We start from the raw sequence: 17,224 nt of genomic DNA, 5'->3' as shown, positions 1-17,224 counted from the left end.
GAGCGCGGTGGTGATGTCCGCCCGGTCCTGGCTCGGCACGCCGTATCGGCATCAGGCCAGCGTGAGGGGCGTGGGAGCGGACTGCCTGGGGCTGGTGCGCGGGGTGTGGCGCGAGGTGGCAGGCGAGGAGCCGGAGGTCGTGCCGGCCTATTCGGCGGACTGGGCCGAGGTCGGCGGGCGCGAGACGCTGCTGGAGGCGGCGGCGCGGTGGATGCGGCCGGTTGCGGTCGATCAGATGCGGGCGGGGGATGTGTTGCTGTTTCGCATGTCGCCGGGGGCGGTGGTGAAGCATTGCGCCATCCTGAGCGGCGTCGGCGGGCCGGAGGCGCCGGAAAGCGCAGTCGAGGCGGCGGTGCTGGGCGGCGGCAATGCGCTGGCGGTCGAGACGGCTGTGGGCTGGAAGATCGTGCAGTATCGGTCGGCGGAGCTGGTCGGGCCGGGGACGTGGCGGCTGACGGGTCTGTTGCGCGGGCAGCAGGGAACCGAGGTCGAGATGCGGGCGGGCGCCGGGGCGGGGGCGGTCGTGGTGTTTCTGGACGATCGGCTGGCGCGCGCGGAGATCGGGCGGAGCGAGCGAGGACTGCCGCTGGTCTGTCGCGCGGGGCCGGCTGGCGCGGCGCCGGGTGGAGCGGGGTTCAGCGAAGCCCTGTTCGTGGCGAGGGGCGTGCATGATCGGCCTTGGTCGCCGTCTGGTCTGACGGTCGAGACGTCGGCCGAGGGTCTGGCAATCCGTTGGACGCCGCGTGTGCGGCTGTTCGGCGACAGTTGGGATGGGGAACCGACAGCGGTCGATCCGATGCGGTTCCGGTTGCGCATCTTTGATCATGACGTCGTGGCGCGGACGATGGAGGTCGAGGGGCTGTCGGCATCCTATTTTGCGGCCGACTTGGCGGCGGACTTCACAGAAGGCGTGACATCGACGGCGCGGATCGCCGTGGCGCAATGGGGCGAGGGGTTCGGGTGGGGCTCAGAAGCGGAGGTGGAGGCGGAAATCCGGCGGGTCTGACGAAATAGGGCGGGTCCAGCCCTTTGCGCGGGGCGGGGCATGGCTTAACTGACGGCCTCTCGACCTTTTTCAGCTGGAGCGACAACGGACGTGGCAGGCGACCCCTACAAGGAACTGGGCGTTTCGAAGGGCGCGAGCGCGGACGAGGTCAAGAAGGCGTATCGCAAGCTCGCCAAGGAGCTGCATCCCGACAAGAACCCCGGCGACAAGATCACCGAGGACAAGTTCAAACGGGTGACGGCAGCCTTCGACATCCTGGGCGACAAGGAAAAGCGCGCCAAATACGACGCGGGTCAGATCGACGGCGACGGCAACGAACAATATCGCGGCTTCGGCGGGGGCGGTCGCGCCGGCGGCAGCCCATTCGGCCAGGGCGGCAATCCGTTCGGACAAGGCGGCGGGCCGGGCGGCCGGGCCAACTTCGAAGGCGTCGATCTGGACGACCTGTTCGGCATGTTCGGCGGGGCCGGGCGTCAGCGCGGCGCGCGGGACTTCACCTCACGCGGTCAGGACGTGAAGGCGACGCTGGACATCAGTCTGGAAGACGCCATCGCCGGGGCGACGCGGCGGATTCAGTTCTCGGATGGACGCACCCTGGACGTGACCATTCCCAAGGGGGCGTCGGAAGGCCAGACCATCCGTCTGCGCGGCCAGGGATCGCCCGGACGAGGGGCCGAGAACGGCGACGCCTTGATCGAACTGAGGATCGAACCGCACCCCATCTACAAGCGCGACGGCGCGGACCTGACCATGGACCTGCCGGTGTCGGTCCCCGATGCGGTGCTGGGCGCCAAGGTGAGGGTGCCGACGCCCGAGGGCGTGGTGCAGATGACGCTGCCGGCCGGATCGAACTCGGGCAAGGTGCTGAGGCTGAAGGGGCGCGGCGCGTTTGCGCAAGGTAGGCGCGGCGATCTGCTGGCGCGGGTGATGGTGACGCTGCCAGATACGCCGGACGCCGAACTGACCGCCTTCGCCGAGGATTGGCGGGCCAAGCGGCCCTATACGCCGGGGCGGTGAGCGCGCTCAAGCCGCGCGAAGACTGGCAGCGCCAAAGGGAAAGAGCATGAGCACGAAGCCTGATGTGAAGCCGGCGCGGCCGTGGTTTTCGGCGGGGCCGACGGCGAAGCGGCCGGGCTATGCGCTGGGTGGATTGCCGTCCGACCTGCTGGGACGCGGCATTCGCGCGCCGGAGGTGGTCGAGCGGTTCGCGCATGGCCTGCGGCTGACGCGCGAGGTGCTGGAAGTGCCCGACAGCCATGTGATGCTGTATACGCCGGGGTCTGACACAGGCGCGGTCGAGGCGGCGCTGTGGGGGATGCTGGGCGCTAGGCCGGTGCATGTCGTGGCGTTCGAGAACTTCGGCCTGACCTGGCTGGCGGACGTGAAGGATCATCTGGGGCTGGAGCCCGAGGCCCTGACGGCGCCCTGGGGCGAACTGCCGGATCTGAGCCGGGCGGACTGGTCTAAGGACGTGGTGTTCCCGTGGAACGGCACGACCTCGGGCGTGCGTGTGCCTAACGCCGACTGGATCGCCGATGATCGCGAGGGGCTGGCGATCTGCGACGCGACGTCCGCCGCCTTCGCCATGCCGTTGCCGTGGGACAAGCTGGATGTCGTGACCTTCAGCTTCCAGAAGGCGCTGGGCGGCGAGGCGGGCATCGGGGTGATGGTGCTGTCGCCGCGCGCGGTCGAGCGACTGGATACATACCGGCCGGATCGAGCGATTCCCAAGCTGCTGCGGCTGACCGACGGCAAGGGACGGTTTGATCGGGCGCTGGCGGACGGGGTGGCGATCAACACCTTCTCGATCCTGACCATCGAAGACTGGATCGACGCCCTGGGCTGGGCGAAGGACATCGGCGGATTGAGCGAACTGATCCGGCGGACAGACGCCAACTACGCCGCGTTGGCGCAATGGGTGGAGCGCACCGAATGGATCGCCTTCCTGCCGGATCGAGCGGAGATCCGGTCGACGACCTCGGTCTGTCTGAAATTCACCGATGCGCGGATCGCGGCGTTGGACGACAAGGCGCAGAAGGCCTTCGTCATGCGGTTCAAGGCCCTGCTGGAAGGCGAGGCGGCCGTGTTCGACATGGAGCCGCATCGCAATGCGCCGCCCGGACTGCGCCTATGGTGCGGATGCACCGTCGAGACAGCCGATGTGATTGCCGCGACGCCTTGGCTGGAATGGGCGTTCGAGACGGCGGTCGGCGAAGTCGGATAAATCCGCCTGACGGGACGACATCGGACGATTCCCTCGCTATAGGCTGCGCCCGCATTCCAGTGCGGAGAGACGGTTTTGGCGAACGTAGCGGTGGTCGGCGCCCAGTGGGGCGACGAGGGCAAGGGCAAGATCGTGGACTGGCTGTCCAACCGCGCCGACATGGTCGTGCGGTTCCAGGGCGGACATAACGCCGGTCATACGCTGGTGGTGGACGGCAAGGTCTACAAGCTGGCGCTGCTGCCCAGCGGCGTCGTGCAGGGCAAGCCTTCGATCATCGGCAACGGCGTGGTCGTCGATCCGTGGCATCTGGTTGGCGAGATCGAAAAGATCGCTGCTCAAGGTGTGGCGATCAGCCCTGAAATCCTGACCATTGCGGACAACGCCTGCCTGATCCTTCCCATCCACCCGGCGCTGGACGTGGCGCGCGAGGCGGCGGCCAGCGCGCCGGGCGCCAAGATCGGCACGACCGGGCGGGGCATCGGCCCGGCCTATGAAGACAAGGTGGGGCGTCGCGCCATTCGGGTCTGCGATCTGGCCAATGAAGACGACCTGAAGGTCAAGATCGATCGTTTGCGCTCGCACCACGATCCGCTGCGCGCCGGTCTGGGGCTGGAGCCGATCGATCCCGACGCGCTGCTGGCGCAGTTGCTGGAGATCGCGCCGAAGATCCTGCCCTATGTGAAACCGGCCTGGCGCGTGCTGGATCAGGCGCAGAAGGACGGCAAGCGCGTGCTGTTCGAAGGGGCGCAGGGCGCCTTCCTGGACGTGGATCACGGCACCTATCCCTATGTCACCAGCTCCAACACGGTGGCCGGCCAGGCGGCGGCGGGTTCGGGCATCGGACCGCGCGGCGTCGGTTATGTGCTGGGCATTGTGAAGGCCTATACGACGCGCGTCGGAGAAGGCCCCTTCGCCTGCGAACTGGATGATGAGGTCGGCGCGCATCTGGCGACCGTGGGCCGCGAAGTCGGGGTGAACACCGGCCGCGCGCGCCGCTGCGGTTGGTTCGACGCTGTATTGGTGCGCCAGTCCGTTGCGATCAACGGCATCGATGGGATCGCACTGACCAAGCTGGACGTGCTGGACGGGTTGAAAACGCTGAAGATCTGCGTCGGCTACAAGGTCGATGGCGAGGTGCTGGACTATCTGCCCTCAAGCCTGAAGGCCCAGGGCGCGGCCGAGCCGGTGTTCGAGGAGTTGGAAGGCTGGAGCGAAAGCACCGCCGGTGTCCGCAGCTTCAAGGACATCAACGCCAACGCCATCAAATATGTGCGCCGGATCGAAGAGTTGATCGGCGCGCCGGTGGCCCTGCTGTCCACCAGCCCCGAGCGCGACGACACCATTTTGATGCGTGATCCATTCCAGGGCTGAGGCTTTGGAAGGGGCGGCGTGAGGCGGCGGACTACGCAGAAAGACCTATTCAACAGGTCTTAACCCGTCGCCGGTAAGGATAACGGCTCCAAACTCGGAGTCTGATGTGTTCGCCGCAAACGCCAGAACCATAAGCCGCATGGAGCCTGCGCTTCGTCGGGTGGTCATCGTGGACGCCAATCTGTCGTCGGCGCGACTGCTGACGGACATCGTCAAGGGCATGGGTGCGCGCGAGGTCTATTCAGAGGGCGACGAAGAACGCGCGCTGGAGCTCCTGCGCGACGTCGAGCCGGGCGTGATCTTTACAGAACGGTCCGGAGACAGGCTGAACGGCGAGACGCTGGCGCGGCGCATTCGGCGCTCCAGCATGTCGTGCCGTATGTCGCCGATCATCATGGTGACGGGCGAGGCGACCGCGGCGGCGATCAAGGGCGCGCGCGACGCCGGCATCCACGAGTTCCTGAGAAAGCCGTTCACGACGGGCGACCTGTTCAAGCGGGTCGAGAATGTGACGTTGAAGCCGCGACCCTGGATCGAGGCCGTCGGCTATGTCGGGCCGGATCGTCGTCGGTTCAACTCAGGTGAATATTCGGGCGCTCGCAAGCGCCGCAGCGATGGTGCGGCTGGAGGCGGCCCTGCCGAAATCCGAGATCAGGCATCGCGAATCCTGGTTTCGGCCATGTCGCAGTTCGAGCAGGACCCGTCGCAGGCGACGCGCGCCATACGGCAGCAGGCCGAGACGCTGAACGGTCTGGCCATCAAGACGGCGGACGCGCGACTGGCGATGGCTGTCGCGACCTTGCAGGCCTATGTGGCCAGCGGTCAGGTGACGAAGGCGGGACTGGCCCAGCCGATCGGCACGGTCGTAGCGGCTGCGAGAGCAGCCAACGATGCAGCGCCGGTGGCGCGCGCGTCGTGACGATAGACGGTCCGCCGCGCCGTTGAAGGCGAAGCGGACCGAGTTGCTCAGGCGTCGACCAGGTTCCGCTCTTCGGCTGCGGCGCGCATGGCCTTTTGCAGCTTCTCGAAGGCGCGGACCTCGATCTGACGCACGCGCTCGCGCGAGACGCCGTACTGGCCGGCGAGCTCTTCCAGCGTGACCGGATCGTCCTTGAGGCGACGTTCCGTGAGGATGTGCTTCTCACGATCGGTCAGCTCTTCCATGGCCTCCTGAAGAAGGCTCATGCGGATGCCCTTTTCCTCGTCGTCGGCGAGCTGGGTTTCCTGAGACACGGCCGTGTCATCGGCCAGCCAATCCTGCCACTCGCTTTCGCCGTCGGCGCGCAGAGGCGCGTTAAGCGAAGCGTCGCCGCCGAGACGGCGGTTCATGTTGGTGACCTCTTCCTCCGTCACGCCCAGTTTGGTGGCGATGGCGGCGAGGTGTTCAGGATGCAGATCGCCTTCCTCGAATGCCGAGATCTGGCTCTTGGCCTTGCGCAGGTTGAAGAACAGCTTCTTCTGCGCCGCGGTGGTGCCCATCTTCACAAGCGACCAGCTGCGCAGGATATACTCCTGGATCGAGGCGCGGATCCACCACATGGCATAGGTCGCCAGACGGAAGCCCTTGTCGGCGTCGAATTTCTTGACGGCCTGCATGAGGCCGACGTTGCCCTCGGAAATGACTTCGCCGATCGGCAGGCCGTAGCCGCGATACCCCATGGCGATCTTGGCCACGAGACGAAGGTGTGAGGTGACGAGACGGTGGGCGGCTTCGGGGTCCTGGTGCTCGGACCAACGCTTGGCGAGCATGAACTCCTCGTCCTTGGTCAGCATCGGAAACTTGCGGATTTCCGTCAGATAACGCGACAGGCCTTGTTCAGGCGACATCACCGCGAGCGTACTATTGGCAGCCATATATAGGTCCCTCCGACCGTCTTGAACGAGCGGGCTCTTCGTCATCGGCCACGGTGTGTGCGCCGACGTCTCACCCCTCAACCGGTAAAGTAGCGATGGGTTGCCGCCATTTTTAGAGGCGGATCGTCACACGAAAGCGTGACCGTGGCCCTGGCGCCACTCGCGCCGATCGACGTCCTATATAGAACTTTGTCAGTTGCTATTCAAGACCTGCTCGAACGGGCGGTTGTTCAGAGTTCGGCGAGGCGCGTTTCCAGACGCTGCATATCGGAGGGCGGCGCGGTCTCGAAGCGAAGCGCCGCGCCCGTGACGGGATGGACGAAGCCCAGAACGGCGGCGTGGAGGGCCTGACGCTCAAGGCCCGCTTCGGCGATGGCGGCGCGGACGGGTATGGCGGGGCTGCCTGAGCCGTAGGTCGCGTCGCCGAGGATCGGCGCGCCCTTGGACGACAGGTGGACGCGGATCTGATGGGTGCGGCCGGTGTGAAGCGTGCAGGCGACGCGCGCGGCCATGGGGGCACCCCCAGCTTTCGCGGGCTGCCCGAAGGTCGCTTGGACGACATAGTCGGTGATGGCCTCGCGACCGCCGGCCTTGAGGACCGCCATCTTCTTGCGGTCGCCGGTGGAGCGGCCGATGCGGGTGTGGATGCGGCCGATCGCGGGCGACGGCGCGCCGCGTGTCAGGGCGATGTAGGTGCGCTCGATGTCATGCGCAGCGAACAGGGCGGAGAGGCCGGCGTGGGCGCGATCGGTCTTGGCGGCGACCATGACGCCTGAGGTGTCCTTGTCCAGTCGGTGGACGATTCCGGGGCGGGCGACGCCGCCAATGCCCGACAGGCTGTCGCCGCAATGGGCCAGAAGGGCGTTGACCAGGGTGCCGTCGGGCGTGCCAGGCGCGGGATGGGCGGCCATGCCCGCTGCCTTGTCGATCACGATCAGGTCGGCGTCCTCGTAGAGAACGGTCAGGGGAATGGCCTGGGGCTGGGGCGTGGCCGGCGCGACGGGCGGCAGGGCGACGGCATAGAGGCCGGGCTGGGCCTTGGCGGAACCGCTGGTCAGGACCGCGCCATCGCGACTGACGGCGCCTTCGGCCAGCAGGGCCTGGAGCCGGGCGCGCGACAGGGTGGGGAAGGCGCCGGCCAGGGCCTTGTCCAGGCGAACGCCGGCCGCGTCGATGCGGGCCTCCAGCACCTCGGCGGGGTCGCCGGTCGCGGGGTCTTCGTCTTCGTCGATCAGATCTTGGGCGGACACGTCGTCTCCCTAGCACGACCGGCCGCTTGCGCGAGGGGCGCGGGTGAGGCGATAGTCAAGCTTGGGGGCGTAGGGGACATCCGATGAAGCGGTTGATGATCGCCGGGGGAGCGTTCGCCGCGGCGGCGCTGCTGAGCAGCTGCACGACCATGAGCAAGGACGAATGCCTGGCCGGGGCCTGGGGCGAGAAGGGCTATGCGGACGGGGCGTCGGGCTATCCGATGACGCGGCTGGACGACCACGCCAAAGCCTGCGCCAAGTTTCAGATCGCACCCAATCCGGCCGCCTATGGCTCGGCGCGTGAGGATGGCTTGCGGACCTATTGCACCTTCCAGCGCGGCTGGGAGGTGGGGCGGGCGGGCAATACCTATTATGGCGTCTGTCGGCCGGAGGAGGAGCAGGCGTTTCTACCGGCCTATCGTGACGGCCGACTGCTGCATGACATCGAGGACGCCTACGAGACGGCGCAAGGCGCGCTGAGCAGCGCAGAGGCCCGGATCGAGAACCGCGAAGACAAGCTGGAAGCCAAGGAACGCGAACTGCGCGGCGAGGGCCTGACGGACGAAGAGCGAGAACGCATTCGTGACCGCATTCAGGAGGTCAGGGGCGAAATCCGCGATGCGCGTCGCAATGCTCGGGAGGCACGCGACGCGCTGGATCACGCGGAATGGAACCTTCGCCGGGTGCGGCGCGAATTGAGCGACCGCTACCCGGTCTAGGCGTCTGTCCTAGGCGGCCTTGACGGAGGCGCCGCGGAAGGACGGATCCAGGTCGCCCGAGGCGTAGCGCTTCGCCATCTGGGCGGTGGAAAGCGGGCGGATCTTGGACGCCTGACCCTCGCAGCCGAACTGCTGGTAGCGCTCCATGCAGAGCTTCTTCATCGCCTCCTTGGCGGGCTTCAGATAGTAGCGCGGGTCGAACTCGCCCGGCTTCTCCATCAGGGCCTTACGGATAGCGCCGGTGATGGCCATGCGGTTGTCTGTGTCGATGTTGACCTTGCGCACGCCGTGCTTGATGCCGCGCTGGATTTCCTCGACAGGCACGCCCCAAGTCTGGGGCATTTCGCCGCCGTACTGGTTGATAATGTCCTGCAGATCCTGCGGCACCGACGACGAACCGTGCATCACCAGGTGGGTGTTGGGCAGGCGGCGGTGGATTTCCTCGATCACGTTCATGGCCAGGACCTCGCCGTCCGGCTGACGCGTGAACTTGTAGGCGCCGTGGCTGGTGCCCATGGCGATGGCGAGGGCGTCGACCTTGGTGGCGGCGACGAAGTCGACGGCCTGATCCGGGTCGGTCAGCAGTTGCGAGTGGTCCAACTTGCCTTCGAAGCCGTGGCCATCCTCGGCCTCGCCCATGCCGGTTTCCAGCGAGCCCAGCACGCCCAGTTCACCCTCGACCGAGACACCGCAGGCGTGAGCCATTTCGGTGACGCGACGGGTGACGTCGACGTTGTATTCGTAAGAGGCGGGGGTCTTGGCGTCCTCTTCCAGCGAGCCGTCCATCATCACGCTGGTGAAGCCGTACTGGATGGCGGTGGCGCAGGTGGCTGGGCCGTTGCCGTGGTCCTGGTGCATGCAGACCGGGATGTGCGGATAGAGCTCGGCCAGGGCGTCGATCAGCTTGGCCAGAACGATGTCGTTGGCGTAGTTCCGGGCGCCGCGCGATGCCTGAATGATGACGGGGGCGTTGACCTCGTGGGCCGCCTCCATGATCGCCAGACCCTGTTCCATATTGTTGATGTTGTAGGCGGGCAGGCCGTAGTCGTTCTCTGCCGCGTGGTCGAGCAGCTGTCGCAGCGTAATGCGCGCCATTGGGTAGTCTCCTGAGCCGAATAGTCTTTTTGGTTGGGCGAGAGATTAGACGTCGGACAGCGTGAAGTCACGCCGTGTTACAGCCGTTTCAACACCGATTTCAAAGACAGGATGCAGGCGTGATCCGCCTGCATCGCTGAGCTCTCAGGCGCGAAGGGCCTCGACGCCGGGCAGGGGCTTGCCCTCCATCCATTCCAGGAAGGCGCCGCCGGCCGTCGAGACGAAGGTCAGGTCTGCGCTGACGCCGGCATGGCCGACGGCCGCGACCGTGTCGCCGCCGCCCGCCACCGCGATCAGGGCGCCGGCCTTGGTGCGCTCGGCGACGTGCTTGGCGGCCGCGACCGTGGCGGCATCGAAGGGCGGGACCTCGAACACGCCCAGCGGGCCGTTCCAGATCAGGGTCTTGGAGCCGTCGATGGCGGCGTTCAGACGGGCGACGGTGTCGGGACCGGCGTCCAGGATCTTGTCATCAGTCGAGAGGGCTTCGCCTGTCTTGACGGTGCGGGCGTCGGCGTCCGGCTTGACCTCGGTCGCCACCACGACATCGACGGGCAGCAGGATGTCGCAGCCCTTGGCTTCGGCTTCCGCCAGGATTTCGCGCGCCGTGTCCGCCATATCCTTTTCGGCCAGGGAGCCGCCGATATCGACGCCTTGGGCATAAAGGAAGGTGTTGGCCATGCCGCCGCCGATGGCCAGCGTGTCCAGCTTGCCGACCAGGTTCTTCAGCAGGTCGAGCTTGGTCGAGACCTTGGAGCCGCCGACGATGCCGACGACCGGCTTCTGCGGATTGCCGAGCGCCGCGTCGAGCGCGTCCAGTTCGCGGCGCATGGATTCACCGGCATAGGCCGGGATGTGATGCGCGACGCCTTCGGTCGAGGCGTGGGCGCGGTGGGCGGCCGAAAAGGCGTCGTTGACGTAGAGATCGCCGAGATCCGCCAGCTTCTGGGCGAAGACCGGATCATTGGCCTCTTCCGCCGCGTGGAAGCGTACGTTTTCCAGCAGGACCACGCCGCCCGCGTCCAGATCGCGAATGGCCTCCACGGCGTCAGGGCCGATGCAGTCGTCGGCGAAGCGGACGGGGGCGCCGAGCAGCTCTTCCAGCGGCTGGACGACCGGCTTCAGGCTCATCGACGCAACGCGCTGGCCCTTAGGGCGGTCGAAGTGAGCCAGCAGGGCGACCTTGGCACCCGCATCGCGCAGGCGTTGGATCGTCGGCAGGGCGACCCGCAGACGGGTGTCGTCCGTGACCTTGCCGCCCTCCATCGGGACGTTGAAGTCCACGCGGACCAGAGCCGTCTTGCCGGCGAGATCCTTGGCGTCGTCGAGGGTGCGGAAGGTCATGACGTTATCCCAAAACAGTTTTGATGGCGCTGAAGAGGCCTAGGCCGGATGCCGCCACGATCAAGCATGCCATCATCGAAATACTGGCTATTGGTCTGCGGACGGGCGCGCCGTCCAGAAGTTCGGAAGATTCAAAGCGGGTTCTGTTGAACCAGGCCAGGGCAAGGAAAAGCCACCAGCACAGCAGGGCGGCCGTCCACGCCGTCGCGTTGATCCAACTGCCGCCGAACTTTAACAGAAGAGGATGATTGGAGGCCTCAAGCATGAGGCCGCCTGAAAGCGGCGCCGCGACAGCCGTCAACAGAATCAGGATGCAGCCTGACCCTGCGTTTCTGACAGCCGTGCGACGCCCGGCTTTCAAGTTATAGGAACTTCGCCATCTGCAGCGCGGTGTCGCTCATGCGCGTCGCGAAGCCCCACTCGTTGTCGTACCAGCTCAGCACGCGGGCCAGCTTGCCGTCGACGACCTGGGTCTGGGGCAGGGCGGCGGTGGAGGAGGCGGCGATGTGGTTCAGGTCGTGCGAAACCAGCGGGTCGGTCGTCGTGAACAGGACGCCGTTCATCGGGCCGTCGGCGGCGGCCTGAAGGGCGGCGTTGATCTCTTCGACAGTGACCTCGCGACCGGCGACGACCTTCAGATCCACGACCGAGACGTTCGGGGTCGGGACGCGGATCGACGAGCCGTCCAGCTTGCCCTTCAGTTCCGGCAGCACCAGGCCCAGGGCCTTGGCGGCGCCGGTCGAGGTCGGGATCATCGACAGGGCGGCGGCGCGGGCCCGGTACAGGTCCTTGTGCATCGTATCCAGCGTCGGCTGGTCGCCGGTGTAGGAGTGGATGGTGGTCATATAGCCGCGCTCGATGCCGAACAGGTCGTTCAGCACCTTGGCCACCGGGGCCAGGGCGTTGGTGGTGCACGAGCCGTTCGACACGACGATGTCGTCGGCGGTCAGGGTCTCGTGGTTGACCTTGTAGACGATGGTCTTGTCGGCGTTGTCGGCCGGCGCCGAGACCAGGACGCGCTTGGCGCCGGCCTTCAGGTGGGCGCTGGCCTTGTCCTTGGAGGTGAAGATGCCGGTGCATTCGAAGGCGATGTCCACCTTCAGCTCGGCGTGCGGCAGGTTGGCGGGATCGCGTTCGGCCGTGACCTTGATCTTGCCGGTGCCGACGTCGATCCAGTCCTCGCCCGAGGTCACTGTGCCGGGGAAGCGTCCGTGGACCGAATCGTAGCGGAACAGGTGGGCGTTGGTCTCGACCGGACCCAGATCGTTGATCGCCACCACCTCGATGTCCGTGCGGCCGTGCTCGATGATCGAGCGAAGGACCAGACGGCCAATGCGGCCGAAACCATTGATGGCGACGCGAACGGTCATGGGAAGCTCCTCTGAACGGTGGGGTGTTGTGCGCTACATATAGGTTGGCGTCTCAATGGAGCGGTCGCGGACGGGTTTCAACCCCGCGCACGTAACATGATGTGATGGACGGTAACGCTTCTAAAAACGCCTGCGTCAGCTTGAGGTAAGAAACACCCCCGGCGAGGTTCTTTTCGATCTCCTGCGCAAAATTATTGCGATAGGGGTTGTGCGATTCCAGCGGCTATGGTTTCTTGGCGTCAGAACAGGGAGCCACCCGTGGCCACGATGACGCGCGACATGACGAAGGGACGCACCGCCAAGGCGGTCGCAGCCGTTCGCGCGCCGGTCGGCCTGGAAAGCCCCGTATTCCTTATTACCCTCGTACTTCTCGGCCTGCTTACGCAAGCGGCGTGGATGCACGCGACCTGACCTTAGACACACTCAGGATCGCCTCGCACCACCCCGCCTCCGAAAGGAAGCGGGGTTTTTAGTGCGCGGCGGTTCGAAACGAACCGGACCGATGACGCAAAATTCTACCTCCCAGCCCAGAAAGCCCAATGCGCGCAGCGCGGCGGTGACGGCTGGCCCGAACCGGGCGGCCGCCCGCTCTTATCTGCGCGCCGCCGGCATGCAGGACGCCGACTTCGACAAGCCGATGATCGGCATCGTCAACACCTGGTCGACGGTCACGCCGTGCAACATGCATCTGGACCGACTGGCCAAGGACGTGCGCGCCGGCATCATCGCGGCGGGCGGCTATCCGGTCGATTTCAACACCATCGTCGTCACCGACGGCATCTCGATGGGCACGGCGGGCATGAAGGCCTCGCTGATCAGCCGCGAGGTCGTCGCCGACTCGATCGAACTGGCCATCGAAGGCCATCAGCTGGACGGCGTGGTCTGCATCGTCGGCTGCGACAAGACGATCCCGGCGGCGGCCATGGCCCTGGCGCGTATGGATATCCCCGGCCTGGTCTATTACGGCGGCACCATCATGCCCGGCGTGATCGGGACCAAGGAGGTCTCGGTCCAAGAAGTGTTCGAGGCCATCGGCGCCCATTCGGCCGGCGCCTTGGACGACGCCGGTCTGAAGGCGGTCGAGACGGCGGTCTGCCCCGGTGCCGGGGCCTGCGGCGGTCAGTTCACGGCCAACACCATGGCCATGGCCCTGTCGGTCATGGGCATCTCGCCGATGGGCGCCAACGACGTGCCCGCCGTCGATCCGAACAAGGCCGCCGAGGGCGAGCGCTGCGGTCGCCTGATCGTCGAGCGCGTCTTCTCGGGCGACACGGCCCGCAAATACATCACCCGCGCCAGCCTGAAGAACGCCGCCGTCGCCGTCTCGGCCTCGGGCGGGTCGACCAATGCGGTCATGCACCTGACGGCCATCGCGGCGGAGGCCGGGGTCGAGTTCGGCGTTGAGGACTGCCACCAGGCTTGCGTCGAGGCGCCGGTCATCTGCGACCTGAAGCCGGGCGGCCGCTTTCTGGCCTCGCACCTGTTCGCCGCCGGCGGCACCCGTCTGGTGACCCAGCGGATGGCCGAGGCGGGCAAGATCGTGAACACCCCCACCGTCACCGGCCGCAGCCTGTTCGCCGAGGCCGCCGAGGCCGAGGAGACCCCCGGCCAAGTGGTTGTCACGACGTTTGACGCCCCTGTGATGGATCGCGGCAGCTTCGCCGTCATCTATGGTGATGTCGCCCCCGAAGGCGCGGTCATCAAGCTGACGGGTCACAAGGTCGATACGTTCGAGGGTCCGGCCTGCGTCTTCGACAGCGAGGAAGACGCCTTCCACGCCGTTCAGGACGGATCGGTCGGCGAGGGCGACGTGATCATCATCCGCTACGAAGGGCCCAAGGGCGGTCCGGGCATGCGCGAGATGCTGCAGGTCACCGCCGCCCTGAAGGGTCGCAGGATCGACAATGTCGCGCTGCTGACCGACGGCCGGTTCTCGGGCGCCAGCTACGGCTTCGTCGCCGGACACGTCTCGCCGGAAGCCGCCGTCGGCGGTCCGATCGCTCTCATTCGCGATGGTGACCGCATCACCATCGACGTCACCAACCGCCGCATCGACGTCAACGTCGATCTGGCGACGCGCCGGGCGGGCTTTACGCCCCACGTAGTCCGCCCGGCGCGAGGTGTCTTCGCCAAATACCGCGCCTCGGTCGCCTCGGCCGCCCAGGGCGCCGTCACCATCCCCAACCCGCCGCCGGCCCAAGTCCCGGCGTCTCACAAAACCGCTGCTGCTCAGGACGCCTGACCCACCATGGCCATCACCATCTACACCAACGAAGACATCAAGCCGGGCGCCATCGCCGGCCAGCGCATCGCCATCATCGGCTATGGCTCGCAGGGCCGCGCCCATGCGCAGAACCTGAAGGACAGCGGCCACGACGTGGTCGCCGGCGTCCGTCACGGCGGCACGGGCTGGAAACACGCCACCGCCGACGGCGTCCCGACCGCAGAGCCGGCCGAGGCGGTCAAGGGCGCCGACATCATCGCCATCTTGACCCCCGACATGGTTCAGGGCGACGTCTATCGCGACATCATTGAGCCGAACGCCAAGGAGGGCTCGGCCCTGCTGTTCGCCCACGGCTTCTCCATCATCTACGAGCGCATCACCCCGCGCGCCGACATGGACGTGATCCTGGTCGCGCCGAAGGGGCCGGGCGACCTGGTCCGTCGTGAGTTCCAGCGCGGGCGCGGCGTGCCCAGCCTGTTCGCCGTCGAGAAGGACGTTACCGGCAAGGCGCGCGACCGGGCCATGGGTTACGCCAAGGGCAACGGCGGTGCGACCGGCGGCCTGCTGGAAACCACCTTCCGCGAAGAGACCGAGACTGATCTGTTCGGCGAACAGGCGGTCCTGTGCGGCGGCGCCAAGGAGCTGGTCATCCAGGGCTTCAACACCCTGGTCGAGGCCGGATACCAGCCCGAAATCGCCTACTTCGAATGCCTTCACGAGCTGAAGCTGATCGTGGACCTGTTCTACGAAGGCGGTATCTCCAAGATGCACCACTTCATTTCGGAGACGGCCAAATACGGCGCGGTGGCCAGCGGCCCGCGCGTCGTGACCGAAGAGACCAAGGCCCGCATGAAGACCATTCTGGACGAGATCCAGGACGGCACCTTCGCGCGCAACTGGATCGCCGAGAACGAGGCCGGCAAGCCGCAATACGAGGCCTGGCTGAAGGCGGACCGCGAGAGCCAGATCGAACAGGTCGGCGCGCGTCTGCGCGAACGCATGGCCTGGCTGAACACGCCCAAGGCAGAAGCGGCCTGATCGCCGCCTGAACGACCGGATGACCCTGATGACCGCCGCCGCCTTCAAACCCTCAGCCGAGACCGCACCCCAGTCAGGTGCGCGTCTGCTGGTCTCCACCCTGGAGCGGCTGGGGGTGGAGGTGGTGTTCGGCTATCCGGGCGGCGCCATCATGCCGGTCTATGACGCCCTGGCTGGCTCCAAGCTGAAGCACATCCTGGTCCGCCACGAGCAGGGGGCGGCCTTCTCGGCCGACGCCTATGCCAGGAAGAGCGGCAAGGTCGGCGTGTGCATGGCCACCTCCGGCCCTGGCGCCACCAACCTGGTCACCGGCATCGCCAATGCGATGATGGATTCGGTGCCGATCGTCTGCATCACCGGCAATGTCGCCCAAGGCTTGATGGGCACCGACGCCTTTCAGGAGATCGATATCCTGGGCGTCACCCTGCCCATCGTGAAACATTCGATCCTGGTCCGCTCGGCCGCAGAGGTGCCTGCCGCGATCGAGGAAGCCTTCCATATCGCCCGGTCCGGTCGCCCCGGCCCGGTTCTGGTCGACCTGCCCAAGGATGTGCAGTTCGAGACGACCGGCGATGACTACGGATTTTCAATCCCCAACGAGACGGCACGCGTCGATCACGACGCCATCGCCGCCGCCGAGGCCGCGATCCGGTCGGCGAAGAAGCCGTTGGTCTACATCGGCGGCGGGGTGAAGATCGGCGGCGCGACCGAGGCCCTGCGCGCCTTCGTCGCCGCGACCGACATCCCCCAGGTCTCGACCCTGAACGGCCTGGGCACGATCCCGACTGACGCGCCGGGCATGCTGGGCATGCTGGGCATGCACGGCACGCGCGCCGCCAACCATGCGGTGCAGGACAGCGACCTGCTGATCGTCGTCGGCGCCCGGTTCGATGACCGCGCCACGGGCAAGCTGGCCGAGTTCGCGCCGAACGCCCGCATCGTCCATTTCGACATCGACGCGTCGGAAGTCGGCAAGCTGCGCAGCGCCAACGTCGCCGTCGTCGGCGAACTGCGCGAAGGCGTCGAGGCGCTGACGGCGCGGATGCGGTCGGGCGCGGCCCTGGACATCCAGGCCTGGGCTGACGACTGCGCCGATGCGGCCAAAGCGGGCGCTCACCGCTATGATGCACCGGGCGAGGGGGTCTATGCGCCCGCCCTGCTGAAGGAGATCTCGGAAGCGGCGGGCGATGATTTCGTCGCCGCCTGCGACGTGGGCCAGCATCAGATGTGGGCGGCCATGCACTGCCGCTTTGCCAGGCCCGAGGCGCACATCACCTCCGGCGGTCTGGGCGCGATGGGTTTCGGCCTGCCCGCCGGCATCGGCGCCAAGCTGGCCGATCGGTCCGCGACGGTCGTCACCATTGCCGGCGACGGCGGCTTCATGATGAACATCCAGGAGCTGGCGACGCTGAAGCGTTACGGCATCCCGCTGAAGATCGTGCTGATCGACAACTCGTCCCTGGGCCTGGTGCGCCAGTGGCAGGAGCTGTTCTTCGCCGAGAACTATTCCGAGATCGATCTGTCCGACAACCCGGACTTCGTAAAGGTCGCCGAAGCCTTCGGCATCGAGGCCTTTCGCATCGATCGCCGCGATCAGGTGTCCGACGGCATCCAGCGCCTGCTGGCCGCCGACGGACCCTGCCTGGCCCATGTGGTCATCGACCCCCGAGACAATGTCTGGCCGCTGGTTCCGCCGGGCAAGAGCAATGCTGAAATGATGGAGGGCTCCTGA

The 17,224-nt window shown here is 66.7% G+C and carries 16 protein-coding genes; 10 read left to right on the top strand and 6 right to left on the bottom strand.

All coding sequences use genetic code 11. The annotated features are described in order from the left end of the window. Positions 1 to 13 precede the first annotated feature (13 nt). The 5 genes from Q9R14_RS09155 to Q9R14_RS09135 all read left to right on the top strand — a co-directional run bounded on the left by Q9R14_RS09155 (position 14) and on the right by Q9R14_RS09135 (position 5,520). Entirely contained in the window at positions 14 to 1,006 is a 993-nt protein-coding gene (locus tag Q9R14_RS09155; protein ID WP_306002137.1) for an NlpC/P60 family protein, read from the top strand. 90 nt (positions 1,007 to 1,096) lie between these two features. Continuing rightward, complete coding sequence (locus tag Q9R14_RS09150) at positions 1,097 to 2,023, top strand: DnaJ C-terminal domain-containing protein (RefSeq protein ID WP_306002136.1); 927 nt, start codon at positions 1,097 to 1,099, stop codon at positions 2,021 to 2,023. Between the two features lie 46 nt (positions 2,024 to 2,069). Next, positions 2,070 to 3,230, top strand: a complete 1,161-nt coding sequence (locus Q9R14_RS09145; RefSeq protein WP_306002135.1) for a phosphoserine transaminase — start codon at positions 2,070 to 2,072, stop codon at positions 3,228 to 3,230. Positions 3,231 to 3,305: 75 nt separating this feature from the next. Further along, positions 3,306 to 4,601 carry an adenylosuccinate synthase gene (locus tag Q9R14_RS09140; protein ID WP_153924946.1) on the top strand — a complete coding sequence of 432 codons (1,296 nt, stop codon included), beginning with the start codon at positions 3,306 to 3,308 and terminating at the stop codon, positions 4,599 to 4,601. Positions 4,602 to 4,707: 106 nt separating this feature from the next. Next, positions 4,708 to 5,520: a response regulator gene (locus tag Q9R14_RS09135; RefSeq protein WP_295192911.1), complete on the top strand. Its 813-nt coding sequence runs from the start codon at positions 4,708 to 4,710 to the stop codon at positions 5,518 to 5,520. Between the two features lie 47 nt (positions 5,521 to 5,567). On the opposite strand, the gene rpoH is transcribed toward Q9R14_RS09135, so the two are convergent. Then, positions 5,568 to 6,455 (bottom strand): RNA polymerase sigma factor RpoH, encoded by an 888-nt coding sequence (gene rpoH / locus Q9R14_RS09130; protein WP_026108409.1) that lies wholly within the window; start codon positions 6,453 to 6,455, stop codon positions 5,568 to 5,570. 230 nt (positions 6,456 to 6,685) lie between these two features. Beyond that, positions 6,686 to 7,705, bottom strand: coding sequence for an RluA family pseudouridine synthase (locus tag Q9R14_RS09125; protein WP_306002134.1), 1,020 nt, complete (start codon positions 7,703 to 7,705; stop codon positions 6,686 to 6,688). Between the two features lie 83 nt (positions 7,706 to 7,788). On the opposite strand from Q9R14_RS09125, the gene Q9R14_RS09120 reads away from it, so the two are divergent. After that, positions 7,789 to 8,424 (top strand): DUF2799 domain-containing protein, encoded by a 636-nt coding sequence (locus Q9R14_RS09120; protein ID WP_306002133.1) that lies wholly within the window; start codon positions 7,789 to 7,791, stop codon positions 8,422 to 8,424. 9 nt (positions 8,425 to 8,433) lie between these two features. Here the strand turns inward: Q9R14_RS09120 and fba are convergent, their stop codons facing one another. The 4 genes from fba to gap all read right to left on the bottom strand — a co-directional run bounded on the left by fba (position 8,434) and on the right by gap (position 12,230). Then, positions 8,434 to 9,519: a class II fructose-bisphosphate aldolase gene (gene fba / locus Q9R14_RS09115; protein ID WP_055803694.1), complete on the bottom strand. Its 1,086-nt coding sequence runs from the start codon at positions 9,517 to 9,519 to the stop codon at positions 8,434 to 8,436. Between the two features lie 144 nt (positions 9,520 to 9,663). Then, positions 9,664 to 10,860 (bottom strand): phosphoglycerate kinase, encoded by a 1,197-nt coding sequence (gene pgk / locus Q9R14_RS09110; RefSeq protein WP_306002132.1) that lies wholly within the window; start codon positions 10,858 to 10,860, stop codon positions 9,664 to 9,666. Positions 10,861 to 10,864: 4 nt separating this feature from the next. Beyond that, entirely contained in the window at positions 10,865 to 11,125 is a 261-nt protein-coding gene (locus Q9R14_RS09105) for a hypothetical protein (protein WP_306002131.1), read from the bottom strand. Positions 11,126 to 11,222: 97 nt separating this feature from the next. Then, positions 11,223 to 12,230, bottom strand: a complete 1,008-nt coding sequence (gene gap / locus Q9R14_RS09100; protein ID WP_306002130.1) for a type I glyceraldehyde-3-phosphate dehydrogenase — start codon at positions 12,228 to 12,230, stop codon at positions 11,223 to 11,225. A 258-nt stretch (positions 12,231 to 12,488) separates the two neighbouring features. Between gap and Q9R14_RS09095 the strand changes: the two genes are divergently transcribed. The 4 genes from Q9R14_RS09095 (at position 12,489) to ilvG (ending at position 17,224) form a co-directional block, all read left to right on the top strand. Next, positions 12,489 to 12,641 carry a hypothetical protein gene (locus Q9R14_RS09095; protein ID WP_156494693.1) on the top strand — a complete coding sequence of 51 codons (153 nt, stop codon included), beginning with the start codon at positions 12,489 to 12,491 and terminating at the stop codon, positions 12,639 to 12,641. 91 nt (positions 12,642 to 12,732) lie between these two features. Beyond that, the gene (locus Q9R14_RS09090) at positions 12,733 to 14,472 is read left to right on the top strand and encodes a dihydroxy-acid dehydratase (protein ID WP_306002129.1); all 1,740 of its coding nucleotides are present in this window, start codon (positions 12,733 to 12,735) and stop codon (positions 14,470 to 14,472) included. 6 nt (positions 14,473 to 14,478) lie between these two features. Continuing rightward, complete coding sequence (gene ilvC, locus Q9R14_RS09085; RefSeq protein ID WP_185223720.1) at positions 14,479 to 15,492, top strand: ketol-acid reductoisomerase; 1,014 nt, start codon at positions 14,479 to 14,481, stop codon at positions 15,490 to 15,492. Between the two features lie 19 nt (positions 15,493 to 15,511). After that, positions 15,512 to 17,224, top strand: a complete 1,713-nt coding sequence (gene ilvG / locus Q9R14_RS09080; protein ID WP_306002128.1) for an acetolactate synthase 2 catalytic subunit — start codon at positions 15,512 to 15,514, stop codon at positions 17,222 to 17,224.

The sequence above is a fragment of the Brevundimonas sp. C43 genome, assembly GCF_030732185.1.
Taxonomy (GTDB): domain Bacteria; phylum Pseudomonadota; class Alphaproteobacteria; order Caulobacterales; family Caulobacteraceae; genus Brevundimonas; species Brevundimonas diminuta_C.
The sequence above is the reverse complement of the archived record's forward strand: the minus strand, read 5'-3'. Positions and strand labels throughout refer to the sequence as shown.

Coding starts and splice junctions, on each gene's coding strand:
- Q9R14_RS09155 (WP_306002137.1), top strand. CDS start 14: ATGTCCGCCCGGTCCTGGCTCGGCACGCCGTATCGGCATCAGGCCAGC.
- Q9R14_RS09145 (WP_306002135.1), top strand. CDS start 2,070: ATGAGCACGAAGCCTGATGTGAAGCCGGCGCGGCCGTGGTTTTCGGCG.
- rpoH (WP_026108409.1), bottom strand. CDS start 6,455: ATGGCTGCCAATAGTACGCTCGCGGTGATGTCGCCTGAACAAGGCCTG.
- Q9R14_RS09120 (WP_306002133.1), top strand. CDS start 7,789: ATGAAGCGGTTGATGATCGCCGGGGGAGCGTTCGCCGCGGCGGCGCTG.
- fba (WP_055803694.1), bottom strand. CDS start 9,519: ATGGCGCGCATTACGCTGCGACAGCTGCTCGACCACGCGGCAGAGAAC.
- pgk (WP_306002132.1), bottom strand. CDS start 10,860: ATGACCTTCCGCACCCTCGACGACGCCAAGGATCTCGCCGGCAAGACG.
- Q9R14_RS09105 (WP_306002131.1), bottom strand. CDS start 11,125: ATGCTTGAGGCCTCCAATCATCCTCTTCTGTTAAAGTTCGGCGGCAGT.
- gap (WP_306002130.1), bottom strand. CDS start 12,230: ATGACCGTTCGCGTCGCCATCAATGGTTTCGGCCGCATTGGCCGTCTG.
- Q9R14_RS09090 (WP_306002129.1), top strand. CDS start 12,733: ATGACGCAAAATTCTACCTCCCAGCCCAGAAAGCCCAATGCGCGCAGC.
- ilvC (WP_185223720.1), top strand. CDS start 14,479: ATGGCCATCACCATCTACACCAACGAAGACATCAAGCCGGGCGCCATC.
- ilvG (WP_306002128.1), top strand. CDS start 15,512: ATGACCCTGATGACCGCCGCCGCCTTCAAACCCTCAGCCGAGACCGCA.